Consider the following 24,474-nt stretch of genomic DNA (forward strand, 5'->3'; position numbering starts at 1 on the left):
CTTACGCGGCCTCTCCCGCAACACCGGCCATCAGCAGGCCCAGTTCTTTTTCATCTGTCTCATGGGGCAGACGCTCACCCATGATATGTCCGTCAAACATCACGGCGATCCGGTCCGAGAGCGAGAAAATCTCCTCCAGCTCGACCGAGACCAGCAGGATCGCTTTGCCTTGGTCGCGCAGGGCTACGATCTGCTTGTGAATGAATTCGATCGCGCCAATGTCTACGCCGCGGGTCGGTTGGCCAACCAGCAACAGGTCTGGGTTCCGCTCGATCTCGCGCGCGACGACGATTTTCTGCTGGTTGCCTCCGGAAAAGCTTTTGGCGGTCAGCCAGCCGTTCGGGGGACGCACATCGAATTTCTCGATCTTGGCTTCGGTGTCCGCGCGCAGGGCGGCGTTGTCCATGAACAGGCCGCGCTTGTAGGCCGGGTCACGGTGATATCCGAAGGCAACGTTTTCCCAGGCATGGAAGTCCATGATCAGACCTTCGCGCTGACGGTCTTCCGGCACATGCGCGATGTGCTGCGCGCGACGCGCCTGACCATCAGACCCGGCCCCGCTGAGGGGCAAGGGCGTACCGTTTAGCTTGATCGAGCCCTGACCGGGGCGCATCCCACCCAGAACTTCCAACAGTTCCGACTGGCCGTTGCCCGCGACGCCTGCGATACCGACGATCTCACCGGCGCGGACGGTCAGGTCGATGCCTTTGACACGTTCAACGCCTGCCGCATCGAACACGCGCAGGTCTTGGACCTCAAGAATGGGTTTCCCGGGCTGCGCGGGCACCTTGTCGACCTGTAGCAGGACCTTGCGGCCCACCATCAGCTCGGCCAGATGCTCAGGGCTGGTTTCGGAGGTCTTGACCGTAGCGGTCATCTCTCCGCGCCGCATGACCGAGACGGTATCGGTGTTCTCCATGATCTCGCGCAGCTTGTGCGTGATCACGATGATCGTTTTCCCTTCAGCCCGAAGGCGATCGAGGATGCGGAACAGTTGGTCTGCCTCGGCCGGGGTCAAAACGCCGGTGGGTTCGTCGAGGATCAGGATCTCGGCCTTGCGATACAGCGCCTTGAGGATCTCGACCCGTTGCTGCATGCCCACGCCGATTTCATCGATGCGCTTGTCAGGGTCGACGAACAGCTCGTATTCTTCTTCCAGCGCTTTCAGCTCTTTCCGGGCTTTGGCCAGAGACGGGGCCAGCAGCCCACCATCCTCGGCGCCCAGAACAATGTTTTCAAGAACGGTGAAGTTTTCGACCAGCTTGAAGTGCTGGAACACCATCCCGATACCCAAGGCGATGGCCGCCTGACTGTCTGGAATGTCGGTCTTGGTGCCGTTGATCCAAATCTCACCTTTATCGGCTTTGTAGAAGCCGTAGAGAATGCTCATCAGCGTGGATTTGCCCGCACCGTTTTCACCGATGATCCCATGGATCGTGCCGGGGGCGACGCTGATGGAAATGTCTTTATTGGCCTGAACCGGCCCAAAGGCTTTGGAAATCCCTTTGAGCTCAATGGCGGGGACTGTCATGTCTTGTCCTTGGGTTGCCGAAGGGCCGCGCGGTTCGCGGCAGAGTGGGACCGAGGCGGAAGTCACCCCCCGCCCCGTGCGATATCAGAACTGCAGCGCCGGGCAGCTGTCGTTCTCGTAGTAGCTGACAACGGAGATGTCGCCGTTGATGATCGCTTTGCGTGCTTCGTCCACGGCGTCGTTCATACGAACCGAGACCAGCTCTTTGTTGTTCTCGTCCATGGCAACGCCAACGCCGTCCTCGGCCAGGCCCATGGCGAACACGCCGGTTTCCAGATCTTCACCCGCTTTCATCGCGTCATAGACGGCCACGTCCACGCGCTTGAGCATCGAGGTCAGGACCTTGCCCGGGTGCAGGTGGTTCTGGTTGCTGTCCACGCCGATCGACAGGATGCCTTCGTCCGCCGCGGTTTGCAGAACACCAACACCGGTGCCGCCTGCGGCCGCATAGATCACATCAGCGCCTTGGCTGATCTGCGCTTTGGTCAGCTCGGACCCTTTAACCGGGTCGTTCCATGCGGCAGGGGTTGTGCCGGTCATGTTGGCAACAACGTTGATGTCAGGGTTCACAGCCTTGGCGCCTTGCGCGTAGCCGCAACCAAAGTGGCGGATCAGCGGGATATCCATGCCACCGATGAAGCCCACAGTGCCCGATTCCGACGCCATCGCAGCCATCATACCAACGAGGTACGAGCCTTCGTGCTCGGCAAAGCCGATCTGACGGATGTTCGGTGCGTCCAGCCAAGTAACGTCAACCGCGACGAACTTGGTGTCAGGATAGTCGCCGGCAACGGCAGACAGCGGATCGGCCATGGCAAAGCCCATGGTGATGACCGGGTTCGCGCCAGCCTCGGCGAAACGGCGCAGGGCCTGTTCACGCTGTGCTTCAGACTGAAGCTCGATCTCGCGATAGGTGCCGCCGGTTTCGTTGGCCCAACGCTGCGCGCCGTTGTGTGCGGCTTCGTTGAACGACTTGTCGAACTTGCCACCCAAGTCAAAGATCAGGGCCGGTTCGGCCAGTGCGGCACCAGCGGTCAGAGCGACGGCGGCGGCAGCGCCCATCAAGGATTTCATCAGGGTCATTTGGTACTCCCGTTGTTTTTGTCGGTTCGAGGTTAAACTAGCCTCGTTTACCCACCTATAGCGAGCATAACCGTTGTGATGACGGGAATTAAGGCCGTATGCAACAGGCAGGGTCAACTGATTTTTGACCACTTGGTCTAAAAAGTGGGGTGTGGGGCTACGGTAGGGGGCGTTCCATCACGATTGCGTCGCAATTTGAGGCGGAATCGCGTGCATAGTAGCCTTTTCGCATCCCGCAGGGGCTGTAACCGAAGCCCTCATAGAGTGCGATAGCGGCCCCATTGTCTGCCGCCACGTCAAGAATCGCGCGCGTTGCACCGAGGTCAGCAGCAACGGCGTGCCAGTTTTTCATGCAGGCTGCAGCCAAGCCCTTACGCTGATGCAGTGGGTGAGTCGCGATGGTCAGCAACTCGGCCTCGCCCGCGATGACCTGAAAAAGGGCAAAGGAGTTGGGGTCTCCGACAACATGGGTGAAGAGGTTTTGCAGTAGGTCTTCGAATTCTGCAGCCGTCCACGGGCGCGCTTGCGTGAAGGCGGCAGCGTGGGTCAGGGCCATGACTTCCGGGGTCATTCGTCCAGCAGCACAGGAGGGAGGTCGCGAGACGGCGCCGCATCCGCGGGGCGAATGTAAAGCGGTGCTGGTGGGGCCGTTTCCGTGCCGCATCGGCGCGCCGCGACATGGGCGATGGCCTGAACATGCGCGTTTGGGTCCGTGGCAGTGAAGAGGGGGCCAATCCCCTCGGCCTCGGCTCGAGGCATCAGGCGTGGGCCTTCGGAGGTCTGCACATAGACCTGATCGCGTGGGGCTGAGATCGCCGGCAGGTGACCGTCGGGCATGTTCTCGGCCAAGGCGTCAAAACCTGACACGCCGACGGCCGGGATGTTCAGACCCAATACAAGCCCACGCGCCGCTGAAACCGAGATTCGAATGCCGGTGAAGTTTCCTGGGCCGATGCCAACACCGATGGCGTCCAGGTCTTTCCAGCCAAGACCGGCCTCAGACAGAACCTCCTCCAGCAGAGGCATCAGGCGTTCGGCCTGCCCGCGTGACATGGCTTCTGCTCGCGTGACGACAATTTCAGAGCCACGCAACAAAGCGGCCGCGCAATGCGCGGCCGATGTGTCAAATGCCAGAAGCGTCGGTTCAGACGGCAACGGGGCGAACCTCGGTCACTTCGGGGATGTAGTGGCGCAGCAGGTTCTCGATCCCCATTTTCAGGGTCAGGGTCGAGGACGGGCAGCCGGCGCAGGCCCCTTGCATATGCAGGTAGACCACGCCGCGGTCAAAGCCGTGGAAGGTGATGTCGCCACCGTCCTGAGCCACAGCAGGGCGCACGCGACTGTCCAGCAGATCTTTGATCTGGTCGACGATTTCCGAATCCTCGCCGGTATGCTCGGCATGGCCGGATGCGGGTGCCGCCTCGGCTCCCATGACGGGCTGGCCGGATTGGTAATGCTCCATCACCGCGCCGAGGATGCTTGGCTTGATGTGGTCCCAATCGACGTCATCCGCTTTGGTCACTGTGACAAAGTCATTGCCAAAGAACACGCCGGTCACGCCACTGACCGAAAAGATGCGCTGGGCGAGCGGCGATTTTTCAGCCGCTTCTGCGGATGGGAAGTCGGCTGTGCCTGCTTCAAGCACCGTCTGGCCGGGCAGGAACTTCAAGGTTGCCGGGTTCGGGGTGGATTCGGTCTGAATGAACATGAGGCAGCTCCGTTTTCGTTGCGTCTGATATGCGGGCAGCTGCCGTGGAAGTCAAGATTTGGAACCGTTCTAAATTGCGAGAGAGTGGTTTATTGCGTCAACCAACCGGTCATCACCCCAGAAAACCTCATCCCCGACGACAAAACTGGGTGCGCCGAACAAGTCGAGTTCTTTGGCGCGGCTGGATTGCGCGAAGAGCGCCGCTTTTACCTTTGGGTCTTGCGCGCTCTCCATAAAATCGGCGGGCAGACCTGCGGCTGCAAGGCAATCGGTCAATGTTGATGCGGCCGAGATATCGCGGCCCTCGCCGAACTCGGCCGTGTAAACGGCACGGGTAAACGCGGCCCGCTGGTCTTGGGCCCCGATGGCGACAGCCAAACGCGCAGCAGTCAGGGAATTCTGCGGAAACGGATCGGGGCGTTGAAATGGCAATGCGCGGGCGGCGCATAAACGCTCCATATCGCGCCACATGTAGCGGCCCTTGGCGGGGTAGATCGTGAATGGAGAGGTATTCCAGCCCTGTTCGGCAAAGATGGGCCCCAAAAGAAAGGGCTGCCAGTCAATGGAAACACCCTTGTCAGCGGCCAGTTGCTCGATCCGCATCGCGCTGAGGTAAGAATAGGTTGAGGCGAATTCGAACCAGAACTGAACGGGTGCTGCCATGGTGCCTCAGGTGATCTCTTCCAGTTTTTCCTTGCTCAGATCGCCTGGCACGATGGTGATCGGGATCGGCATGCTGCCCGAGTTCTTGGTCAGCTGAGTCACCAGCGGACCCGGCCCTTTCTTGTCGGTGCCGGCGCCCAGAACCAGAACCCCAATCTCGGGGTCGGATTGCACGTGTTCGATGATCTGTGCCACCGGATCGCCTTCGCGAATGGCCAATTCAGGTTCAACGCTCTGCTTGTCGCGCATCCATTTGGCGAAGACTTCGAAATGGGCGTGGATACGTTCGCGGGCCTCTTCGCGCATGGTTTCGGCCACACCGATCCAGTGATTGAATTCATCCGGTGGGATGACGGACAGGATTGTCACGCCGCCGCCGGTATGCGCGGCCCGCATCGCGGCAAAACGCATGGCGTTCAGGCATTCGCGGCTGTCATCCAGAATGACGAGAAACTTGCGCATTTGGGTCCTCTTGATTTTCTGGGATCATGCCCGACCGATAGCGTGCTGGCAACTCGGGTGAATCCCTAGCGCTCGCTTGCTGCCCAATCCCAATACAGCGCGCGGGCGCGACGGGCGATAGGGCCAACCTGATATTGTATGTCGTCCAGAGCGGTCACAGGCGTCACCTTGCTCATGTTGCCGGACATGAACACCTCATCCGCTGCATGGAAATCATCAAAGCTGAGGACGGACTCATGTACGGTGACACCATCGGCGCGCAGGTTTTTGATGTGCCGTGCGCGGGTGATCCCGGCCAGAAAGGTGCCGTTGGGCATGGGGGTAAAGACCTCACCGTCTTTGGCCATGAAGATATTGGCAGTGGCGGTCTCGGCCACATTGCCCATCGCGTCGGCGACCAGCGCGTTCGAGAACCCTTTGGAGCGCGCCTCAGTCAGCATCCGGGCGTTGTTCGGGTAGAGACACCCGGCCTTGGCATTCACCACGGCGGATTCCAGTACAGGACGGCGGAACCGGGTGGTGGTCAACGTGACCGAGGCCGTCTCGGGCGCCATTGGGATCTCTTCGAGACAGATGGCGAAACCGGTACTGTCTTTCTGGGGCACGATGGCCGTGACGTCTCCGTGGATGCCCCAATACATCGGGCGGATATAGACAGCCTGATCCGGGCCATAGGATTGCAGCCCCTCGCGCACCAGATCAACCATTTGTTCCGGCGTTACGGTCGGGGTCAGCATCAGCGCTTCGGCGGATCGGTTCACGCGGGCGCAATGGGCCAGCAGGTCTGGGGCCAGGCCGTCAAAGTAGCGCGCGCCATCAAAGACCGAGGACCCTAGCCACGATCCATGATCCGCCGCTCGCATGATAGGTGCGTCCCCTTCATGCCATTGGCCTTCAAAATAGGTACGAATATTCTTGCCGACTGCCATAGCGCCCTCTCAAAACTTTCGGCAAACCTAGGAGGGCGTCGGACGAAGGTCCAGAGCAATCAGCGCGAGGCTGCGCCGACCATGCCCACAATTTCGTAGGTTTGCTTCAGGATCGGGGCGGCAATCGCACGCGCCTTTTCCGCACCACGGGCCAGGATCTGGTCAATCTCGGACTGTTCGCCCATCAGGCGGGCCATCTCGGACGAGATCGGGGACAGTTTTTCGACCGCCAGTTCCGCGAGCATCGGTTTGAACTCACCGAACTGCTTGCCGCCAACCTCGGCCAACACCTGAGCGGCCGAGCTGTCGCTGAGCGCGGCGTAGATATTGACCAGATTGCGCGCCTCTGGGCGATCTTCCAAACCGTCGACTTCTGATGGCAGGGCGTCCGGATCAGTCTTGGCCTTGCGGATTTTCTTGGCGATCGTGTCGGCATCGTCGGTCATGTTGATCCGGCTCATGTCTGACGGATCAGACTTAGACATCTTCTTGGAGCCGTCACGAAGGCTCATAACCCGGGTGGCCGCCCCTTCGATCACAGGTTCTGTGACCGGGAAGAAGTCGACGCCGAAATCGTTGTTGAACTTGATCGCGATGTCGCGCGTCAGCTCCAGATGCTGTTTCTGGTCTTCCCCGACCGGCACATGGGTTGCGTGATAGATCAGAATGTCCGCAGCCATCAGCGCCGGATAGGCAAAAAGACCTAGCGAGGCGTTTTGCGTGTTCTTGCCCGCCTTGTCCTTCCACTGGGTCATGCGCTGCATCCAGCCCATCCGAGCGACGCAGTTGAAGATCCACGCCAGTTGCGCGTGTTCGGGCACCTGGCTTTGGTTGAACAGTATGGATTGCTCCGGGTCGATGCCCGCCGCGATATAGCCCGCGCACAGTTCAAGTGTGTTGTGTGACAATGCAGCGGGGTCCTGCCAGACGGTGATCGCATGCAGGTCGACCATGCAATAGATGGTTTCGAACTCTGGCCCTTGCATATCCACAAAGCGCTTCATCGCGCCCAGATAGTTGCCCAAGGTCAGCCCGCCCGAAGGCTGGATGCCGGAAAACACGCGCGGCGTGAATTGGGTCTGGGTCATCGAAGGGAACTCCCGTCTGGAAAAATCAGCCCTCGTCGCTTACCCATGAGGCCAAGGGACGTCAACAGCCGCGAAAGGCCAGCCCAATGAGCAGTGAGCATTATACACCCGCCGTGAACCCTCTGCCGCCCGTCGTGGTGGCCTTGGTTCTGTTCATCATGGGGATCGAGCTGGCGTTTACGCTGGGCGCCCGTGGTCTGGTCGGAGGGCCGGGCGCGGTTGGATGGCGGCTAGATGCGCTGCAGAGCTACGCGTTCTCGGCCGATATCTTCGATTGGATGGTGCAAAACGGGCGCTGGCCGTTCGAGCATGTCATCCGCTTTGTGACCTATCCCTTCGTTTCGGGCAGTTTTACGCAGGCGGTTTTTGTCTGCGTCTTCGTGCTGGCCATGGGCAAGATGGTGGGTGAGGTCTTTGGTGGCTTTCCGATGCTGCTGATTTTCGTGCTGTCGGGTGTTGGTGGCGCGCTCGCCTATGCGCTGTTTCTGGACCCGTCTTATCCGCTGGTCGGAGGGTTCCCACCGGTCTACGGGTTGATCGGGGCATTTACCTGGTTGCTGTGGCGCAAACTTTCTTTGGTTGGGGCCAATCAGGCGCGGGCATTTCAGTTGATTGCGGTGCTGATGGGCATTCAGCTGCTGTTTGGCCTGATCTTTGGCGGCACAGGTGATTGGGTGGCCGATCTGGGCGGTTTTGCCACCGGGTTCGGCCTGTCCTTCTTTCTGGCACCGGGTGGTTGGGCGCGGATCAAGGGTCGCATCCGGCGTGAGTGATCAAGACCGGCGCAGGGCCGTTTTGAACTCGGACAGTCTAAATGCCCCCAACAGGTGGCCGAATGCGAAGTAGCTGACCGCTGCAACCATGATCAGCGCAAGCAGAGCCAAATAGCGCCACCCGGGCACATCAAGCGTCCAGCCGAACAGTTGAATAGCGGCAAACAACACCACGCCCATCCCGATCGAGGCCAAGATGATCCGCCCGGCGCGGCGTCGAAAACGGTCGTCGAACCGCGCCTCATCCCCCATGTCGCGCGCGCCGAAAGCCAGCAGGGCCACCATGGCCCAGCCAGCGGCAGAGGCGGCGATGGCCGGGGCGATCCAGCCGACAATCGGGTAGAGACCGAAGGCGAGCACCGCGTTGATGATCATTGCCACCAAAGCATAGTGGAACGGAGACCGCGTGTTCTCACGCGCGAAATACAGCGGTTGCAGCAGCTTCTGCAGCATGAATGCGGGCAGGCCGATGCCATAGATCGCAACGGCCAGGGCTGTGGCGGCTGTGTCCTCAGCGGTGAACTGGCCCCGCTGAAACAGGACTGACACCAGCGGGTTCGGGATGATCAGGAAGGCTACGGTCGAAGGCAGGGTGAGCAGCAACATGAATTCTCCGGCCCGCGAAAACGCATTGCGCGCGCCCGCTTTGTCATCCGCCCGCAAGCGGCGAGACAGGTCGGGCAGCAGAACGATTCCGATGGCGATCCCGACAACACCCAGAGGCAGCTGATACAGACGATCTGCTGCAAATAACCAGCTGACGGCTTTCTCGGTTTTTGAGGCCACAAGTTGCCCTACGACCAGATTGACCTGCGTAACCCCCATGGCCAAGGCGGCGGGTACGGCGATGCGGACCATATTCCGCATCTCGGGCGTCAGACGCGGCAACCCAAAACGTATGCGGATACCGGCGCGTTCGGTGGCAAACCAGACCAACGCCAACTGCGCCACACCTGCCAAAGGGATCACGGCGATGAGCCAGCGAATGACCTCGCCTCCGGATATCGCGCCAGCGATCAGGGCGGTGCAGGCGAAGATGTTTAGAAGAACCGGCGCTGCGGCGGCGGCAGCAAACCGCCCGGTCGCGTTCAGAACGCCCGAAAACAGCGCCGCCAGTGACATGAAAAGAATGTAGGGGAAGACGACATAGCCATAGTCGACGGCCAGATCAAAGCGTTCATCGCCGTAAAACCCTTCGGCCGTCAGCCAGACGAGGCCCGGCATGAAGACCATTGCCAGCCCGACCAGGGCCAATACCGCGGCGACCAAAAGGTTGAAGGCGTCTTGCGCGAACCCTTGCGCGTTCTCTCCGCCTTCTAGCCGCTTGGAAAACATCGGCACGAAAGCTGCGTTGAATGCGCCTTCGGCAAAGAAGCGGCGGAACATGTTGGGCAGACGGAAAGCCGCGACGAAGGCGTCCATCACCGGGCCGGGGCCGATGAACGCGGTCAGCAGGATTTCACGAAGAAAGCCCAGAATGCGACTGGCCAACGTCCAGAAGCCGACCGTGAAGAAGCCCGAAAACAGCCGGATTTGCTTCATGACGCCGCGCGCTCGGCGCCCTCGGTAATGGCTTTGCGCAGTTTGGTCTCAAGCCCGCGCTGTTTGCTTTCCGAGTGGTATTTCAGCCCGAACATGTCCTTGACGTAGAACGTATCCACCACCTGCTCGCCATAGGTCGCGATTACGGCGTTGGCGATATAGACATTGGCCGCTGCCAGCGTGCGCGTCAGGTCATAGAGCAGACCGGGGCGGTCGCGGGTATCAACCTCGATGATCGTGTAGATTTCAGAGCCGTCATTGTCGAAGGTGATATGGGTCGGTACGTTGAAAGCGCGTTCGCGTTTCTTGATCTTATCGCGCGATTTCAACGCCTCGCGGGCCACGACCTCGCCCTTCAGCGTTTTGTGGATCATCTGGGTCAGACGCGGCAGACGGCTGGCTTCGAACGGGTGGCCTTCGGCATCCTGTATCCAGAACGCATCCGTTACGTAGCCATCCTTGGTGGTGTAGCTGCGGGCATCCACGACGTTGGCACCGACCAAGGCCAAGGCCCCGGCGATCCGCGCAAAGATACCGGGGTGATCACCCATGGTAAAGCAGGCGCGGGTGGCGTCGCGATCCTCGTCCGGATGCAGGCGGATCTCCATCGCGCCGGGATCGCCGCTGTGCTCCAGCGTCCGTAGCATCTCGGCAAATTCCAAGTGGGTCGAGACGTTCAGGCCCTGCCAGTACGGGGCATAGTGCCGCCCGGTTTCCGTCTTCAGATCGGCCTTGGACCATTCGGCCAGTTCGGCGCGCAGCAGTTTCTTGGCCTCGGCCCCGCGATTGGCACGGTTCAGATCCTCCATGCCCGTTTCCAAGGCACGTTTGGTTTCCGCATGCAGCGCGCGCAGCAACGTGGCCTTCCAGTTGTTCCAGGTATTAGGCCCGACACCGCGAATGTCACAGACGGTTAGCACGGTCAGCAGATCCAGCCGTTTGACCGTTTGCACAGCCTTGGCAAAATCCCGCACGGTCCGAGGGTCCGAGATATCGCGCTTCTGCGCCATATCCGACATGAGCAGGTGATAACGCACCAGCCATTCGACCGTCTCGGCATCGGATTTGTTCAGTCCCAGCCTGGGTGCCACTTTCCGCGCGATTTGTGCCCCGAGGATAGAGTGATCTTCGGGCCGGCCCTTGGCGATATCGTGCAACAGAAGCGCAACATAGAGGACCTTGCGGTTTACGCCCCCTTCAAGGATCGAGGACGCCAGCGGCAGCGATTCAACCAGCTCTCCGCGTTCGATCTGGGCGAGGTTGACGATGCACTGGATGATATGCTCGTCCACCGTGTAGCTGTGATACATATTGAACTGCATCATCGCTACGATGGGTTCGAATTCGGGTATGAAGGCTGAAAGCACCCCAAGTTCGTTCATCCGGCGCAGGGCGCGTTCCGGATTGCCGTGTTTCAGCATCAGGTCGAGGAAGATGCGCTGGGCTTCTTTGTCGTTGCGCATATCGTCGTCTATCAGGTGCAGATTGGCCGTGACCAGCCGCATAGCATCCGGATGGATCAACATGCCTGTACGCAGGCCTTCCTCGAACAGGCGCAACATGTTCAGCTTGTCGGTCAGGAATGTATCCGGATCGGCAATATCCAGACGCCCGTGAACCATGCTGTACCCGGGTTTGACCCGAGGGCGGCGGCGGAAAATCCGCTCCAGCAGCGGAGCGCCTTTCATATGCAGGGCTTCCAGCTTGGTCAGGAAGATCCGCGTCAACTCCCCAACGCTGGTGGCATGGCGGAAATAGCGTTGCATGAACACTTCGACGGCCCGCCGCCCGGCCCGATCTTCATAGCCCATGCGCGCCGCAACCTCGACCTGCATGTCGAAGGTCAGCTGCTCGGTCGGGCGCCCCGTGACCAGATGCAGGTGCGAGCGTACGGCCCAGAGGAAGTTTTCGGCCTCGGCAAAGGTCTTGAATTCATCCGGTGTGAACAGGCCCAGCGGGACCAGCTCGGCCACGTCTTGTACGCCGTAGATGTATTTCGCGATCCAGTAGAGCGACTGTAGATCGCGCAGCCCGCCTTTGCCCTCTTTCACATTGGGTTCGACTACGTAGCGCTGCCCCTGTTTCAAGTGGCGCTCGTCGCGCTCCTGAAGCTTGGCCTCGATGAACTCGCGCTCGGTACCTTTGAAGAGATCGGCCTTGAGGCGTTGGTCCAGTTCCTTGGCGAGATTCGTATCACCAGCCAGGTAGCGCTGCTCCAGCATCGCGGTGCGGATGGTGAAATCTTCGGTCCCCAAACGCAGGCAATCTTTGATCGTGCGTGAGGAATGGCCGACCTTCAGGCGCAGATCCCACAGGATATAGAGCATGGATTCAATCACACTCTCGGCCCAGGCGGTGATCTTGTAGGGCGTCAGGAACAGCAGATCGACATCCGACGCGGGTGCCATCTCACCGCGCCCATAACCGCCGACCGCCAGAACAGCGATGCGTTCCCCCTGCGTCGGGGTGGCCAGAGGGTGCAGATTCTCGCTGGCGACCCGCATCGCGGTACCGACCAGACAATCCGTGAGGTAGGTATAGGACCGGGTTAGAGGGCGCGCGTCAAATGGGCGGGCAGCAAAGGCCTCGGCAATGGCGGCGCGCCCGGATTTTTGTGCCTCACGCAGAATGCGCACGGTTTCAGCACGTAACGCGGAATTGTCAGCACCTGCCTGGAACGCCGCAGCAAGCTGAGCGTCAACGCGGGCACTGTCGAAAATATCCTCTGGCGGGCAGATAAGTGAGTTTTCAGGCACTGCGGTCAGGTGAGGCTGGTCAGAAACCGGCCCCTGAGAAGCTTTGCGGGGCAGGGTCAATCACAACCACCTGTTTGTTCTGGATCGTGGCAACCGCCAGACCGCGTTCATTGGTACCGTCCGAGCGCAGGCGGAAGATGCCGCCAACACCCTGGAAACCGGCGCTCTGAGTCAGCGCTGCCCCGGTCAGAGCATTCGATTTGCCTTGGCTGACAAGCGCCCCGATGGCGGCGATCCCGTCATAGGCCAACCCGCTGATCGGATGCGGCGCTTCGCCATAGGTCGCATTATAGCGCTGACGATAGGCCTGCGCCTTTGCGGGATCAGGCAGGGCAAACCAACCGCCCTGAACGCCGGGCAGTTCCAGCGTTTGGGCCGGAATGTCCCACCGTGTCAGACCGATATACTGAGAGGTCGACGGCGAAACCCCCGCTTCAGGTAGAAGCTGCGAGAACAGAGGCAGCGCCCCTGCGGTGGTTGCAGTCAAGAAGACCGAGTCCGCTCCGGTGGAATCCATGGCGGATTTGATATTGGGCACCGCGTTGATCACGCCCTGCTGCGACCGATCGTAACCGACGCTGCCAGCGTTGTTCATACTGCTGCTGGCGAGCGCATTGGCAATGGCTGAGCGGCCAGCTTCTCCGGCGGCGTCATTGCTGTGTACGACGATTGCTCCGGTCTTGCCCTGTCTTCCGCCATAATTGGCCAGTCGATTGGCCGTGTTCTGGAATGTCGGCCCCAGTACATATACATTTCCACCCGCGATGCTGGTGTTGTTCGAGAAGGACAGGACGTTCACGTTGTTGTTCAGCACCGCAAGGCCGGCCGCGTTGGCGGCCTGTGCATAGACCGGTCCAATGATGATCTTGGCACCGTCCGCCACCGCCTGTTGCGCCACGCCCGAGGCCGTACCGGCATTGCCTGCCGTATCATAGACACGCAGGTCGATTGTAACGTTCGGCAGGTCCGACATCGCCAGACGTGCTGCATTCTCAAGGCTTTGCGCGAGCGCCGCGTCGCCGGACTGGCCCGATCCGCGCGGAACCAGAAGCGCAACGGGCACCGGTTCCGAGGTGTTGATCGAGGGGCCTCCGCCGACGCCAGTGGTTTCACAGGCTGCCAGAAAAACGGCGGTGGTCAGGGCAATTGTGGTTTTGGCCAACTTGCTTACGGACTTGCAAACGGTAAACATCTAAAAGAAAACTCCCTGATCCGGCGGCTTGCGACGCTGCTGTTCTATCGAGCCGCGATAATAAACGTCACGCTGTGAGGGTCCAGCTTTGAATTTCCAAAACATAAGTTTGGCTGCTGGCCTGTATTTTGTTGCCACTCCGATCGGTACGGCGCGCGATATTACGCTCAGAGCGTTGGATGTGCTGGCCTCGGCCGACATGATCGCGGCAGAAGACACCCGCAGCCTACGCCGGTTGATGGAAATCCACGGTATCCCCTTGGGCGGGCGACGCATTCAGGCCTATCACGACCACAGCGGAGCGGGCGCACGCGGCAAGATCATGGATGCTTTGGCCGCAGGGCAATCCGTTGCCTATGCGTCCGAGGCCGGTATGCCGCTAATCGCCGACCCGGGCTACGATTTAGGGCGGCAGGCGGCCGAGGCCGGGCACACCGTTACTTGCGCACCGGGCCCTTCCGCCGCGCTGACGGCGCTGACGCTGGCGGGCCTGCCAACGGATGCGTTCTTTTTCGCGGGTTTTTTGCCGAATGCGTCTGGCGCTCGTCGCAGCCGAATCGAGGCGTTGCGGGATATTCCCGGAACACTGGTGTTCTACGAATCACCCAAGCGCGTCGCTGGATGCTTGTCCGATCTGTCCGACATCCTCGGCTCCGACCGGCAGGCGGCTTTGTGCCGCGAACTGACGAAGAAGTTCGAGGAAGTCCGACGTGGCTCTTTGCAAGACCTGGCAGAGGCCTACCAAGACCAAACACCCAAGGGTGAGGTCGTTCTGCTCGTGGATCGCAGCCATTCGCCAAGCGTTAACGAATCTGACGTAGAAGAGGCATTGAAACAGGCCTTGCAAACCCATTCGGTTCGGGATGCGGCGGATTTGGTGTCAAAGATGTATGAACTTCCCAGACGTCCCATTTACCAGCAGGCTCTCAAACTGGGAAAGGGATGACATGACGCAGCGTGCGGTGCGGGGGTCGGTATCTTATCATGCAGGGCAATCTGCGGAATTGCGGGTTGCAGCCGACTATGAACGCCGCGGATTCTCGATCGCTCACAGACGCTGGCGCGGTGCCGGGGGTGAAATTGACCTGATTGCGCGGGGTGACGAAGGGCTCGTTTTCATTGAGGTCAAGAAAAGCGCCAGTTTTGATATGGCCGCGGCTCGGATCACCCCACGGCAGACCCAGCGTATCTGCGCATCAGCGGCGCAGTTTCTTGAAAATGAACCCGGCGGGCAATTGACGAATGTTCGGTTCGACGCGGCGCTGGTCGATGGCACGGGCGCTGTTCAAATCATCGAAAACGCCTTCGGACCGACCTAAGCCCCATTGAACCCCTCGGCCTGCTGCGCCATGTATCTGGCGTGAAGTTGAGGGACATGCCATGAAAATCGCCTTTCAAATGGACCCGATCGGGGCCGTGGATATCAACGCCGACAGCTCTTTCCGCCTCGCGGAAGAGGCACAGGCCCGCGGGCATGAGCTGTTCTTCTACGGGCCGGATCAATTGGCCTATCAGGAGGGGCGGATCACCGCGCGAGGACAAGACATGCAGGTTCAGCGCGTTGCCGGAGACCCCGCGGTCCTCGGTCCCGAGCGTGAAGTTGATCTGGCTGAGTTTGACGTGGTGTGGCTACGTCAGGACCCGCCGTTCGACATGCATTACATCACCTCAACGCATCTGCTGGATCGGTTGAAGGGGCAAACTTTGGTGGTCAATGACCCGTTTTGGGTACGCAATTACCCCGAGAAACTACTGGTTCTGGATTTCCCCGAATTGACCCCTCCGACCACGATTGCGCGGGACATGCAGACCATCAAGGCCTTCAAAGACAAGCATCAGGACATCATCCTTAAACCTCTTTATGGAAATGGAGGGGCTGGGGTGTTCCGGTTGGATGCCAATGACCGCAACCTGACCTCGCTGTATGAGCTGTTCACCGGATTCTCGCGCGAGCCGTTGATCGTTCAGAAATTCCTGCCAGATGTGAAGAACGGCGACAAACGCGTGATTCTCGTGGATGGAGAGCCTGTGGGTGCCATCAACCGCGTCCCGGCCGAAGGTGAGACGCGTTCCAATATGCATGTTGGCGGGCGACCCGAAAAGATCGGTTTGACCGAGCGGGATCTCGAAATCTGCGCGGCCATAGGCCCTCTACTAAAGGAAAAAGGCCAGATTTTTGTCGGGATTGACGTGATCGGAGACTACCTGACCGAGATCAACGTCACCTCCCCCACCGGTATTCAAGAGCTTGAGCGTTTCAACGGTGAGAACATCGCCGAAAAGATCTGGCAGGCAATCGAGGCCAAAGTCTAAGCGCTACAGGCGTTGGGCGGCGCTTAGGTGTTCGATGCGGTCCGTTCATTGGAATGCACGGTCGCACTGAAGGTCGAGTTCCTCGCTTGAACATGGCGCAAGCGGTAAGCTACCGGACTTGTCTAGGACGACGGCAATGATCGGTTCCGCTGTAGATTGTATCCCATTCGGCCTAGCAAAATACTGTGGGCGAACATTTAAGCCATGGCCCGTGCGCTGATCCGAAAACTTAGCGCTTCGGCCACGTGCGGTCGCCGGATATCAGCGGAACTATCCAGGTCGGCTATGGTTCGCGCGACCCGTAGGATGCGGTGGAATGCACGCGCCGACAGGCCGAACCGGTCGGCGGCCTTGAGCAGCAGCTCTTTGCCCTCGTCATCTGGGGCGGCGACCTCCTCCAGCAATTTACCTTCGATATCAGCGTTTTGACGTACGCCCTCGTGACCGTCAAACCGAGCGCTCTGAACGGCGCGGGCCTGCTCCACACGCGCGGCCACGGTGGCCGAACTGTCGCCAGACGGCGGCAGATCAAGGTCGGTGAACGCTACCGGAGGCACTTCGATGCGCATATCGAACCTGTCCATCAAAGGGCCGGAGATGCGGTTCAGGTAGTCTTCGCCACAGCCCGGTGCGCGGGAACAAGCGCGGGACGGATCGGTCAGGTACCCGCATTTGCACGGGTTGGCTGCCGCGACCAGCATGAAACGGCAGGGGTACTTCACATGGGCGTTGGCGCGGGCGACCATGACCTCTCCGGTTTCGATCGGTTGGCGCAGGGTTTCCAAAACGGTGCGAGGGAATTCGGGGAACTCGTCCATGAACAACACCCCGTTATGGGCCAGAGAGATTTCTCCGGGTTTTGCACCGCGTCCGCCGCCGACAATTGCCGCCATCGAGGCGGTGTGATGCGGTTCGCGAAAGGGCCGCGTCCGGTTGATGCCGCCTTCGTCCAACAACCCGCATAGGGATTGGATCATCGATGTTTCCAGCGCCTCGACCGGGGTCAAAGGTGGCAGGATGCCGGGCAGGCGCGCGGCGAGCATGGATTTGCCCGAGCCCGGCGTGCCGATCATGATCAGGTGGTGCCGTCCCGCAGCAGCGATCTCTAGCGCGCGTTTGGCGCGTTCCTGTCCTTTGACGTCTCGCAGATCGCGGGTGTTGGAGGACAGGCTAACCTCGCCCGGTTTGGCCGCTGCCAATGGGGCCTGACCCGAAAAATGGCGCACTACATCGCCCAGCGAACCGGCTCCGATGACCTGAGTGGCGTCCACCCATGCAGCCTCGGCGCTTGAGGCGCGGGGGCAGAGCAGGGCGCGATCCTCGGCCGCCGCCGTCATCGCGGCGGGCAAAGCGCCCACGACCGGAACCAGCGACCCGTCCAAGGATAATTCGCCTAGCGCAACAGTGCCCTCGGCCGCGTCTGCCGGGATGATCTCCAAAGCGGACAGGAGGGCGACAGCGATGGGAAGGTCGAAATGGCTACCCTCTTTGGGCAGGTCGGCGGGGGACAGGTTTATGGTGATGCGTTTTGACGGCAAGGCGATAGCCATGGCGCTGAGCGCGCTGCGCACCCGATCTCGCGCCTCGGACACTGCCTTATCCGGCAGACCGACGATGGAAAAGGCAGGTAGGCCCGGAGAGACGGCGCATTGCACCTCGACCGGGCGGGCATCAACCCCTTGAAACGCAACCGTATGAGCGCGGGCAACCATGGCAATCCTGTTCTTGGTTAACAGGACGTTGCTGCCATGGCGGCGGTTTAGGAATGGTTAACGGCTGCGCGCATCGCAGTAAATTTGGGCCAGGCGTCCGGATCTGCGACTGTTTTGTCGCGGCAGAACGTGTTGCAGAACCCCCAGCGCTGGCCGTCGAGGTCGAGGAAATCGGTGACCGGGTCGCCGGAATATGGGCAGTGCGCGTTGACTGAGGGGCCTTCGTTGGCGGGTCGTGCCGCGGACGGTTCTCCAACAGGCCAAAGAGCCGAGGGTGAATATTCCGGGTAGGGGTACGGATCGTATTGCACGGTCAGCCCCATCGCGCGCCATTGTCGGACCGATGTATCCGACAGCAAGCTTAGGCAATAGTCGCGACTTTCGGCTGAGACCGGCAGATCATACCCAATGATCCGAGCCGCGACTGGGGTGTAGAAGACATCGGCCAGCGAGTAGGCTCCGAAAAACGGACCCTTCGACGCGCCCGAGATCGCCCGAGCATGCGCCCAAAGCGTCTCAATCCGGGCGAGGTCATTCAAAGTGTCCGCTGACGGTTGGAACCCTTTCCAAACATGCGCCAACTGCATCGGGCATTCCCCACGTAGTGCGGTAAAACCCGCGACCATTTCGGCGCACAGCCAACGGGCCGTTGCGCGCGCGGCTGGGTCTGACGGCCAAAGACCAGCTTCGGGGTGCCGTTCAGCCAATGTCTCGGCCATCGCGAGGCTTTCGCCCACAACCGTACCATCGGGCAGACGCAGGGCGGGAACCAGACGGGCTGGGGCAAGGGATTCCATATCCGCGGCCATGGTGCCGGAATAGAGGCCAACCAAGTGGCTGCGATAGGGCAGGCCGAACTTCTCGAGCATCAACCAGCCGCGCATGGACCAGCTGGAAAACAGGCGGTCACCGATAAAGAGATCATAGGTCATGATCAAAGGATGACGGAGCCGGAAGCGCTCGTAAATCAGTGATTTGTGACCTGCCGGATCACGGCAGATGATTGATGGCACCGACGGACCATTCGCCCGCGTTATAGGCGATCTGGGTAACCGACAGGTTGTCGATCCGGTGCGAAAACGCTTGTTGCGCCTCAATATTCAAAGCGCGCTGTACTTGCGTCAGGATCACTCCGAAATGGGCAACAATGACCAGATCCGCGCCCGCATGTGTGGCCATCAGCGCATCGACGGTTTTGTCGACCCGCGCACGGACGTCGTTCCAGCTTTCTCCGTTTGGAGGGCGCACTTCGCCGGGATTGTCCCAATATGCAAAGGCAAGCTCGGGGTCTTCGGCTTCGATCTCGGCGAAACCGCGCAGTTCCCATGTGCCGAAGTTGATCTCGCGCAGGTCAGGGTGGTGGGGCAGGCGGAGGCGCTGGCCTTGGATCGCCGTTGCCGTATCCGCCGCGCGCGACAGGTCGGATGAGACAACAACCGCGTCCACAGGGATGTGATCATGCAATCGCTGCAGCGCGGCCTGATCGCTCAGATCGGCGGGCAGATCGGACCAGCCGACCATCGTTTTGGCATGGGTGGGGCCGTGGCGGACCAGATGAAGCCGCGTCATGGCAACTGTCCCTTCAAGACCATGGGCAGCCCTGCCGTGACCTGAACCATCAGGTCGGCCTGTGCTGCTAGCGCGATGTTCAGCCGGCCCTGTGCTTCGCGGAACCGCCGGGCGAGGGCGTTTTCGGGTACGATGCCGTGACCAACCTCATTCGAAACGATCACAAGCTGCGCCGGGCAGCTGCGCAGGGTGCTCAGCAGTTGGGCTTGGGCCTGATCCAGATCGTTCTCGGCCAGCAGGTGATTGGTCAACCACATCGTGGCGCAGTCAATCAGGCAGGCTTGGTCAGGACTAAGTTCCGCCAAAACCGGGGCAAGGTCTAGCGGTGCCTCGATTGTTTCCCAGCCGGACCCGCGTTGTTCGACGTGGCGATCGACCTTTCGCTGCATCTCGCCATCAAACACTTGTGATGTCGCAAGATAGATCCGGCTTTTCCCTGAAGTTACAATCAGTTGTTCGGCGTAGGCCGACTTGCCTGATGAAGCCCCACCCAGCACAAAGGTTAAATTGGCGGTCACAATTCTTACCTTTCTGGTGATCCACTTGGTGATGATCTGCGTATCGACCCTAAGTCGGCAAGGCAAGCCCGGCTGATGCCTGCAAAAAGGGAGAGTTTCATGGCACTGGACAACGCATCCGATTTCTCGATGTCCCGCAAAGCGATGAAGGCCGAACTGCTGGACGCGGAAACCGAATTGCAACTGGCCTATGCGTGGCGCGACAATCGCGACGAACAAGCACTGCACCGACTGATCACCGCCTACATGCGTCTAGCTATTTCAATGGCGGCCAAGTTCAAGCGCTACGGTGCGCCGATGAATGATCTGATCCAAGAGGCCGGTCTTGGATTGATGAAAGCCGCCGACAAGTTTGACCCTGATCGCGGTGTGCGGTTCTCGACCTATGCGGTGTGGTGGATCAAAGCCAGCATCCAGGATTACGTGATGCGTAACTGGTCGATGGTGCGGACCGGTTCGACCTCATCTCAGAAATCTCTGTTCTTCAACATGCGCCGCGTTCAGGCACGGTTGGAACGTGAAGCCGCCACCGAGGGGCAGGAGTTGGATCGGCATCAGCTGCACCAGATGATTGCCACGGAAATCGGTGTGCCCTTGCGCGATGTCGAGATGATGGAAGGGCGTCTGTCCGGCTCGGATTTTTCGCTCAACGCGGTGCAGTCAGCGGATGAAGATGGGCGTGAGTGGATTGATGCGCTGGAAGATGATCGTGAGCAGGCCGCCGAGGCGGTTGAACATCGCCACGACACCGAGCAGCTGCGCGAATGGTTACTGATGGCGATGCAATCCCTCAATGACCGCGAAAGATTTATCGTGCGTGAACGTAAGCTGCGCGAACCGGCCCGGACCCTTGAAAGCTTGGGGAATGAGCTGGGTCTATCGAAGGAACGTGTACGCCAGCTTGAGGCCGCGGCCTTCACCAAGATGCGCAAGAACCTTGAAGCCCAATCGCGTGAGGTGCAACACTTCATCGCATGATAAGATTTGCGATTCTGCTGTGTGTGCTGGCGTTTACAGCCAGTGCGGTGCGCCCGGTCCAAGCCGGTGAGTTGATCCCCGAGGATGTCCTGGCAGCCATGCAGGACGCAGATGTGGTGATCCTTGGCGAAATCCACGACAATCCGCGTCACCACCTTGTACAGACTGAGGCGTTAGGCGCGATCTCTCCGTCCGCGGTGGTGTGGGAAATGGTCACCGAAGAAGGCGCGCAGCGTCTGGCGCAGACCGCCGCCTCCAACCCCGAGGAATTATCTCGGATCCTGCGCTGGGCGGAATCGGGTTGGCCCCCACTGAGTATGTATTACCCAGTCTTTCAGGCCTCGGACGCGCCGGTCTATGGCGCCATGGTTCCACGCACAGCCGCGCGCGCCGCGATGGAAAAGGGCGCGGCCACGGCCCTTGGTGCAGACGCTGCCCGCTATGGTCTGACCGTTCCGCTGTCGCCGGAAGATCAAGCCGCACGCGAGGCGGATCAACTGGCCGCCCATTGCGATGCTCTGCCTGTCGAGATGTTGCCGCAAATGGTCTCGATCCAACGCCTGCGAGACGCGGTGCTGACCCGAGCGATCCTGCGCGCGGAAGAGGAAACCGATGGTCCGATTGCCGTGATCACCGGCAATGGCCACGCGAGAACCGACCGGGGCATCCCGACCTTTCTGTCGCGCCTGAAGCCGGGGCTGAAGGTCTTTGTGCTAGGCCAGTCCGAAGGCGGCGCAATCGACGGGACCTTTGATGCGGTGATCGACAGCCCGGAAATTGAGCGTGAAGACCCTTGCAAAGCGTTTGAGACGCAGAATTAACCGCTGGAACTACCCGGTGGCCTTGCCTAATGTCGGGACCGACCGGGACGGGAAGGGCTGAACATGCTGGCATCCAAACGCATTCTGCTGATCATCGGCGGTGGCATTGCGGCCTATAAGTCGCTCGATCTTATCCGACGGCTGCAAGAGCGCGGTGCGCAAGTCACTCCCGTTTTGACCCGCGCCGCCGAGGAGTTCGTGACGCCACTGTCAGTCTCTGCGCTTGCCGGACAGAAAGCTTATCGCGATCTCTTCGACCTGACCGATGAGGCCGAGATGGGGCATATCCAGCTGTCACGCTCGGCTGACCTGATCGTGGTTGCCCCCGCTACCGCTGATTTGATGGGCAAGATGGCGGCGGGATTGGCCAACGATCTGGCCTCGACCCTTCTGATGGCCACTGACACGCCCGTTCTGTGTGCGCCTGCCATGAATGTGCGTATGTGGGACCACCCGGCGACTCAGCGCAATCTGAAACTGTTGCAGCAGGACGGCATCCGCTTTGTAGGACCCAACGAGGGCGACATGGCCTGCGGCGAATACGGTCCGGGCCGGATGTCTGAACCGCTAGAGATCGTTGCCGCCGTCGAGGCGCACCTGGCTGATGGGCCGTTGAAGGGTAAACGCATCCTTGTGACCTCCGGCCCGACGCATGAACCCATTGATCCGGTGCGCTACATCGCCAACCGCTCATCCGGGGCGCAGGGGACTGCCGTTGCCCGCGCCTTGGCGGCGCTTGGGGCTGAGGTGGTATTTGTCACTGGTCCTGCAGAAGTTCCGCCGCCCCAAGGCGTGCAGGTCGTGGAGGTTGAGACAGCACAGCAGATGTCGGACGCAGTGGATGCGGCGCTCCCTGTGAATGCAGGTGTGTTTGCCGCAGCAGTCGCCGACTGGAAAGTGGCCACCGCCTCGGATCGGAAACTGAAGAAAAGCCGAGATGGTCTGCCCTCGCTGGAGTTCGCCGAGAATCCCGACATCCTGAAACGCGTCTCGCAGATGGGCGAGGGTCGCCCTGATCTGGTTGTGGGCTTTGCAGCGGAAACCGACGATGTGATCGACAACGCAACTGCAAAGCGGGCCCGCAAGGGATGCGATTGGATCGTGGCAAATGACGTCAGCCCGGCAACCGGCATCATGGGTGGTTCGGAAAATGCAGTCGTCCTTATTTCGGAACAAGGGGCCGAGAGCTGGCCGCGCATGGGCAAAGGCATGGTCGCCGCGCGTCTGGCACAAAAGATCGCCGACGCGCTGGCCGGATAAGACAGAAGGAATACAGATGGTAGCTATCCGCGTAATCCGGGAAGAAGGGGCAGACGCCTCTGTTCCACTGCCTTCATATGAGACCTCAGGCGCGGCCGGGGCTGATGTGCGCGCCAACCTTCCCGGAGGTGCGTCGATTTTCCTGGATCCGGGGCAGCGCGCCCTTGTCCCCACCGGCCTGCGAATCGAAATCCCGGCGGGGTATGAGGTGCAGGTCCGCCCGCGGTCCGGCTTAGCATTGAAGCACGGCATCACCCTGCCCAATACGCCGGGGACCATCGACAGCGACTATCGCGGCCCGCTGGGTGTGATCGTCATGAACGCAGGGCAAGACCGGTTCGAGGTCACCCACGGAGAACGCATCGCGCAGCTGATCATCGCGCCTGTAGTGCAGGCCACGTTTGAACTGACCGAAACCCTTGGCGATACCGCGCGTGGGTCGGGCGGGTTCGGCTCAACCGGGCGCGGCTGATGCTGCTGGTTCTGGTCCTTGCCGCGGGTCTTTGGGGCGTCGGCTATATCGCGGGCGTGTCCCGCACGGCGCGTGTGACCTCGGTCAGTGTGCTTATGGCCGGGGTGATCCTGTCGCATATGGTTTTGCCGAGCGGTCATCCGCTGCGCGAAGCGACGGGAGGATCAGCTGCGCTGTGGCTGATGCTGGCCGGAGCGGCTGCTCTGGTCATGGTCTATGGCAAGGGGCTGAAAGCGCTGCGAAATCGGGCGCAGCCCGAAGCGGACAAGACCGAGGCCAAACCCTCGGACCGGTTCACTGAAACAGAGCTGGACCGCTATGCCCGCCATATCGTTCTGCGCGAACTGGGTGGACCGGGGCAGAAACGGTTGAAAAAGGCGCGCGTGTTGGTGATTGGGGCCGGGGGTCTCGGCGCACCAGCCTTGCAGTATCTGGCTGCAGCGGGTGTGGGCACGATCGGAGTGATCGACGACGACGTGGTCGAAAACGCCAATCTCCAGCGTCAGGTCATTCACCGCGACGCCGATATCGGAATGGCCAAAGTGTTCTCGGCCCAGCAGGCCATGGAGGCGCAGAACCCCAACGTCTCCGTTCTGCCCTACAATCGGCGTCTAAGCGAGGAAATCGCGTCAGACCTGTTTGGTGATTTCGACCTGATCCTGGATGGTACCGACAATTTCGAAACCCGCTATTTGGCCAATCACACGGCCGTCGCGTTGGGCAAACCGCTGATCTCGGGCGCACTGTCTCAATGGGAAGGACAGCTGAGCGTCTTCGATCCGGCCAAGGGTACCCCCTGCTACCAGTGTATTTTCCCCGAAGCCCCCGCAGCCGGTCTGGCCCCGTCCTGTTCCGAGGCGGGCGTGATCGGCCCCTTGCCGGGCGTGGTTGGATCCATGATGGCGGTTGAGGCGATCAAGGTGATCACCGGGGCCGGTCAGGCGCTGCGCGGCGAGATGCTGATCTATGACGCGCTTTATGGGGAAAGCCGCAAAATCACCCTGTCCAAACGCTCTGACTGCCCGATTTGCGGCGCGGGTGATGAATAAACGCCATGTTGCTCTGGATCATCTGACCGGCCCTTCCTAGGTTGTGGGCAAAGGA

Annotated in this window: 25 protein-coding genes; 9 read left to right on the top strand and 16 right to left on the bottom strand. The window is 60.5% G+C overall.

Annotation, left to right across the window (positions count from 1 at the left end; genetic code table 11):
* Position 1 precedes the first annotated feature (1 nt).
* The 9 genes from ACR0AI_RS16515 to trpS all read right to left on the bottom strand — a co-directional run bounded on the left by ACR0AI_RS16515 (position 2) and on the right by trpS (position 7,464).
* A complete protein-coding gene (locus ACR0AI_RS16515; RefSeq protein WP_480675620.1) occupies positions 2-1,531 on the bottom strand; it encodes an ABC transporter ATP-binding protein in 1,530 nt (509 codons plus the stop codon).
* Positions 1,532-1,615: 84 nt separating this feature from the next.
* Positions 1,616-2,614 (bottom strand): BMP family lipoprotein, encoded by a 999-nt coding sequence (locus ACR0AI_RS16520; protein ID WP_170553494.1) that lies wholly within the window; start codon positions 2,612-2,614, stop codon positions 1,616-1,618.
* Between the two features lie 157 nt (positions 2,615-2,771).
* Positions 2,772-3,185, bottom strand: a complete 414-nt coding sequence (locus ACR0AI_RS16525) for a GNAT family N-acetyltransferase (RefSeq protein ID WP_480675622.1) — start codon at positions 3,183-3,185, stop codon at positions 2,772-2,774.
* Positions 3,182-3,769: a tRNA (adenosine(37)-N6)-threonylcarbamoyltransferase complex dimerization subunit type 1 TsaB gene (gene tsaB, locus ACR0AI_RS16530; protein ID WP_480675624.1), complete on the bottom strand. Its 588-nt coding sequence runs from the start codon at positions 3,767-3,769 to the stop codon at positions 3,182-3,184. The genes ACR0AI_RS16525 and tsaB overlap by 4 nt, the downstream gene beginning before the upstream one ends.
* Positions 3,759-4,322, bottom strand: a complete 564-nt coding sequence (locus ACR0AI_RS16535) for a NifU family protein (protein WP_170490874.1) — start codon at positions 4,320-4,322, stop codon at positions 3,759-3,761. Before ACR0AI_RS16535 ends, tsaB begins: the two co-directional genes overlap by 11 nt.
* Before the next feature lie 69 nt (positions 4,323-4,391).
* Positions 4,392-4,985: a DsbA family protein gene (locus tag ACR0AI_RS16540; protein WP_480675626.1), complete on the bottom strand. Its 594-nt coding sequence runs from the start codon at positions 4,983-4,985 to the stop codon at positions 4,392-4,394.
* Positions 4,986-4,991: 6 nt separating this feature from the next.
* Positions 4,992-5,447, bottom strand: a complete 456-nt coding sequence (locus ACR0AI_RS16545) for a universal stress protein (protein ID WP_170378913.1) — start codon at positions 5,445-5,447, stop codon at positions 4,992-4,994.
* A gap of 65 nt (positions 5,448-5,512) precedes the next feature.
* Positions 5,513-6,376 carry a branched-chain amino acid aminotransferase gene (locus ACR0AI_RS16550; RefSeq protein WP_480675629.1) on the bottom strand — a complete coding sequence of 288 codons (864 nt, stop codon included), beginning with the start codon at positions 6,374-6,376 and terminating at the stop codon, positions 5,513-5,515.
* A gap of 59 nt (positions 6,377-6,435) precedes the next feature.
* Positions 6,436-7,464 carry a tryptophan--tRNA ligase gene (trpS, locus tag ACR0AI_RS16555; RefSeq protein ID WP_480675631.1) on the bottom strand — a complete coding sequence of 343 codons (1,029 nt, stop codon included), beginning with the start codon at positions 7,462-7,464 and terminating at the stop codon, positions 6,436-6,438.
* Between the two features lie 86 nt (positions 7,465-7,550).
* On the opposite strand from trpS, the gene ACR0AI_RS16560 reads away from it, so the two are divergent.
* Positions 7,551-8,237, top strand: coding sequence for a rhomboid family intramembrane serine protease (locus tag ACR0AI_RS16560; protein WP_170490861.1), 687 nt, complete (start codon positions 7,551-7,553; stop codon positions 8,235-8,237).
* Here the strand turns inward: ACR0AI_RS16560 and murJ are convergent, their stop codons facing one another.
* The 3 genes from murJ to ACR0AI_RS16575 are packed head-to-tail and all read right to left on the bottom strand — an operon-like array spanning position 8,238 to position 13,727.
* Entirely contained in the window at positions 8,238-9,779 is a 1,542-nt protein-coding gene (gene murJ / locus ACR0AI_RS16565) for a murein biosynthesis integral membrane protein MurJ (RefSeq protein ID WP_480675634.1), read from the bottom strand.
* A complete protein-coding gene (locus tag ACR0AI_RS16570; RefSeq protein ID WP_480675636.1) occupies positions 9,776-12,595 on the bottom strand; it encodes a [protein-PII] uridylyltransferase in 2,820 nt (939 codons plus the stop codon). Before ACR0AI_RS16570 ends, murJ begins: the two co-directional genes overlap by 4 nt.
* The gene (locus ACR0AI_RS16575) at positions 12,555-13,727 is read right to left on the bottom strand and encodes a penicillin-binding protein activator (RefSeq protein WP_480675638.1); all 1,173 of its coding nucleotides are present in this window, start codon (positions 13,725-13,727) and stop codon (positions 12,555-12,557) included. Before ACR0AI_RS16575 ends, ACR0AI_RS16570 begins: the two co-directional genes overlap by 41 nt.
* 88 nt (positions 13,728-13,815) lie before the next feature.
* On the opposite strand from ACR0AI_RS16575, the gene rsmI reads away from it, so the two are divergent.
* The 3 genes from rsmI to gshB all read left to right on the top strand — a co-directional run bounded on the left by rsmI (position 13,816) and on the right by gshB (position 16,040).
* Entirely contained in the window at positions 13,816-14,673 is an 858-nt protein-coding gene (gene rsmI / locus ACR0AI_RS16580) for a 16S rRNA (cytidine(1402)-2'-O)-methyltransferase (RefSeq protein WP_170721139.1), read from the top strand.
* Position 14,674: 1 nt separating this feature from the next.
* Positions 14,675-15,046, top strand: a complete 372-nt coding sequence (locus ACR0AI_RS16585) for a YraN family protein (protein WP_170661161.1) — start codon at positions 14,675-14,677, stop codon at positions 15,044-15,046.
* A gap of 61 nt (positions 15,047-15,107) precedes the next feature.
* Complete coding sequence (gene gshB / locus ACR0AI_RS16590) at positions 15,108-16,040, top strand: glutathione synthase (RefSeq protein WP_170378897.1); 933 nt, start codon at positions 15,108-15,110, stop codon at positions 16,038-16,040.
* A 197-nt stretch (positions 16,041-16,237) separates the two neighbouring features.
* Here the strand turns inward: gshB and ACR0AI_RS16595 are convergent, their stop codons facing one another.
* Genes ACR0AI_RS16595 through cobU form a run of 4 tightly spaced genes read right to left on the bottom strand, consistent with a single transcriptional unit; the run spans position 16,238 to position 19,839 of the window.
* Complete coding sequence (locus ACR0AI_RS16595; protein ID WP_480675640.1) at positions 16,238-17,752, bottom strand: YifB family Mg chelatase-like AAA ATPase; 1,515 nt, start codon at positions 17,750-17,752, stop codon at positions 16,238-16,240.
* A 47-nt stretch (positions 17,753-17,799) separates the two neighbouring features.
* The gene (locus ACR0AI_RS16600; protein WP_475219357.1) at positions 17,800-18,684 is read right to left on the bottom strand and encodes a glutathione S-transferase; all 885 of its coding nucleotides are present in this window, start codon (positions 18,682-18,684) and stop codon (positions 17,800-17,802) included.
* 58 nt (positions 18,685-18,742) lie between these two features.
* Positions 18,743-19,321, bottom strand: a complete 579-nt coding sequence (locus tag ACR0AI_RS16605) for a histidine phosphatase family protein (protein WP_480675642.1) — start codon at positions 19,319-19,321, stop codon at positions 18,743-18,745.
* Positions 19,318-19,839, bottom strand: a complete 522-nt coding sequence (gene cobU / locus ACR0AI_RS16610; protein WP_480675644.1) for a bifunctional adenosylcobinamide kinase/adenosylcobinamide-phosphate guanylyltransferase — start codon at positions 19,837-19,839, stop codon at positions 19,318-19,320. Before cobU ends, ACR0AI_RS16605 begins: the two co-directional genes overlap by 4 nt.
* Positions 19,840-19,938: 99 nt before the next feature.
* Here cobU and ACR0AI_RS16615 point away from each other — a divergent pair, with 99 nt between their 5' ends.
* The 5 genes from ACR0AI_RS16615 (at position 19,939) to ACR0AI_RS16635 (ending at position 24,419) form a co-directional block, all read left to right on the top strand.
* Complete coding sequence (locus tag ACR0AI_RS16615) at positions 19,939-20,817, top strand: RNA polymerase factor sigma-32 (RefSeq protein ID WP_170378887.1); 879 nt, start codon at positions 19,939-19,941, stop codon at positions 20,815-20,817.
* Positions 20,814-21,638 (top strand): ChaN family lipoprotein, encoded by an 825-nt coding sequence (locus tag ACR0AI_RS16620; protein WP_480675646.1) that lies wholly within the window; start codon positions 20,814-20,816, stop codon positions 21,636-21,638. The genes ACR0AI_RS16615 and ACR0AI_RS16620 overlap by 4 nt, the downstream gene beginning before the upstream one ends.
* 63 nt (positions 21,639-21,701) lie before the next feature.
* On the top strand, positions 21,702-22,898 hold the full coding sequence (coaBC, locus tag ACR0AI_RS16625; RefSeq protein ID WP_480675648.1) for a bifunctional phosphopantothenoylcysteine decarboxylase/phosphopantothenate--cysteine ligase CoaBC: 1,197 nt from the start codon (positions 21,702-21,704) through the stop codon (positions 22,896-22,898).
* A gap of 16 nt (positions 22,899-22,914) precedes the next feature.
* On the top strand, positions 22,915-23,370 hold the full coding sequence (dut, locus tag ACR0AI_RS16630) for a dUTP diphosphatase (RefSeq protein ID WP_480675650.1): 456 nt from the start codon (positions 22,915-22,917) through the stop codon (positions 23,368-23,370).
* Positions 23,370-24,419 carry a HesA/MoeB/ThiF family protein gene (locus tag ACR0AI_RS16635; RefSeq protein WP_480675652.1) on the top strand — a complete coding sequence of 350 codons (1,050 nt, stop codon included), beginning with the start codon at positions 23,370-23,372 and terminating at the stop codon, positions 24,417-24,419. Before dut ends, ACR0AI_RS16635 begins: the two co-directional genes overlap by 1 nt.
* The last annotated feature ends 55 nt before the right edge of the window (positions 24,420-24,474 follow it).

Source organism: Ruegeria sp. BG3 (assembly GCF_056538485.1).

Bases quoted from the DNA above. Each gene is read 5' to 3' on its own strand.
- ACR0AI_RS16585 (WP_170661161.1), top strand. From the start codon at position 14,675: ATGACGCAGCGTGCGGTGCGGGGGTCGGTATCTTATCATGCAGGGCAA.
- ACR0AI_RS16535 (WP_170490874.1), bottom strand. From the start codon at position 4,322: ATGTTCATTCAGACCGAATCCACCCCGAACCCGGCAACCTTGAAGTTC.
- ACR0AI_RS16540 (WP_480675626.1), bottom strand. From the start codon at position 4,985: ATGGCAGCACCCGTTCAGTTCTGGTTCGAATTCGCCTCAACCTATTCT.
- ACR0AI_RS16615 (WP_170378887.1), top strand. From the start codon at position 19,939: ATGGCACTGGACAACGCATCCGATTTCTCGATGTCCCGCAAAGCGATG.
- coaBC (WP_480675648.1), top strand. From the start codon at position 21,702: ATGCTGGCATCCAAACGCATTCTGCTGATCATCGGCGGTGGCATTGCG.
- ACR0AI_RS16635 (WP_480675652.1), top strand. From the start codon at position 23,370: ATGCTGCTGGTTCTGGTCCTTGCCGCGGGTCTTTGGGGCGTCGGCTAT.
- ACR0AI_RS16520 (WP_170553494.1), bottom strand. From the start codon at position 2,614: ATGACCCTGATGAAATCCTTGATGGGCGCTGCCGCCGCCGTCGCTCTG.
- ACR0AI_RS16515 (WP_480675620.1), bottom strand. From the start codon at position 1,531: ATGACAGTCCCCGCCATTGAGCTCAAAGGGATTTCCAAAGCCTTTGGG.
- murJ (WP_480675634.1), bottom strand. From the start codon at position 9,779: ATGAAGCAAATCCGGCTGTTTTCGGGCTTCTTCACGGTCGGCTTCTGG.
- ACR0AI_RS16550 (WP_480675629.1), bottom strand. From the start codon at position 6,376: ATGGCAGTCGGCAAGAATATTCGTACCTATTTTGAAGGCCAATGGCAT.
- ACR0AI_RS16620 (WP_480675646.1), top strand. From the start codon at position 20,814: ATGATAAGATTTGCGATTCTGCTGTGTGTGCTGGCGTTTACAGCCAGT.
- ACR0AI_RS16560 (WP_170490861.1), top strand. From the start codon at position 7,551: ATGAGCAGTGAGCATTATACACCCGCCGTGAACCCTCTGCCGCCCGTC.
- ACR0AI_RS16600 (WP_475219357.1), bottom strand. From the start codon at position 18,684: ATGACCTATGATCTCTTTATCGGTGACCGCCTGTTTTCCAGCTGGTCC.
- ACR0AI_RS16545 (WP_170378913.1), bottom strand. From the start codon at position 5,447: ATGCGCAAGTTTCTCGTCATTCTGGATGACAGCCGCGAATGCCTGAAC.
- ACR0AI_RS16575 (WP_480675638.1), bottom strand. From the start codon at position 13,727: ATGTTTACCGTTTGCAAGTCCGTAAGCAAGTTGGCCAAAACCACAATT.
- dut (WP_480675650.1), top strand. From the start codon at position 22,915: ATGGTAGCTATCCGCGTAATCCGGGAAGAAGGGGCAGACGCCTCTGTT.
- ACR0AI_RS16595 (WP_480675640.1), bottom strand. From the start codon at position 17,752: ATGGTTGCCCGCGCTCATACGGTTGCGTTTCAAGGGGTTGATGCCCGC.
- ACR0AI_RS16605 (WP_480675642.1), bottom strand. From the start codon at position 19,321: ATGACGCGGCTTCATCTGGTCCGCCACGGCCCCACCCATGCCAAAACG.
- trpS (WP_480675631.1), bottom strand. From the start codon at position 7,464: ATGACCCAGACCCAATTCACGCCGCGCGTGTTTTCCGGCATCCAGCCT.
- gshB (WP_170378897.1), top strand. From the start codon at position 15,108: ATGAAAATCGCCTTTCAAATGGACCCGATCGGGGCCGTGGATATCAAC.
- ACR0AI_RS16525 (WP_480675622.1), bottom strand. From the start codon at position 3,185: ATGACCCCGGAAGTCATGGCCCTGACCCACGCTGCCGCCTTCACGCAA.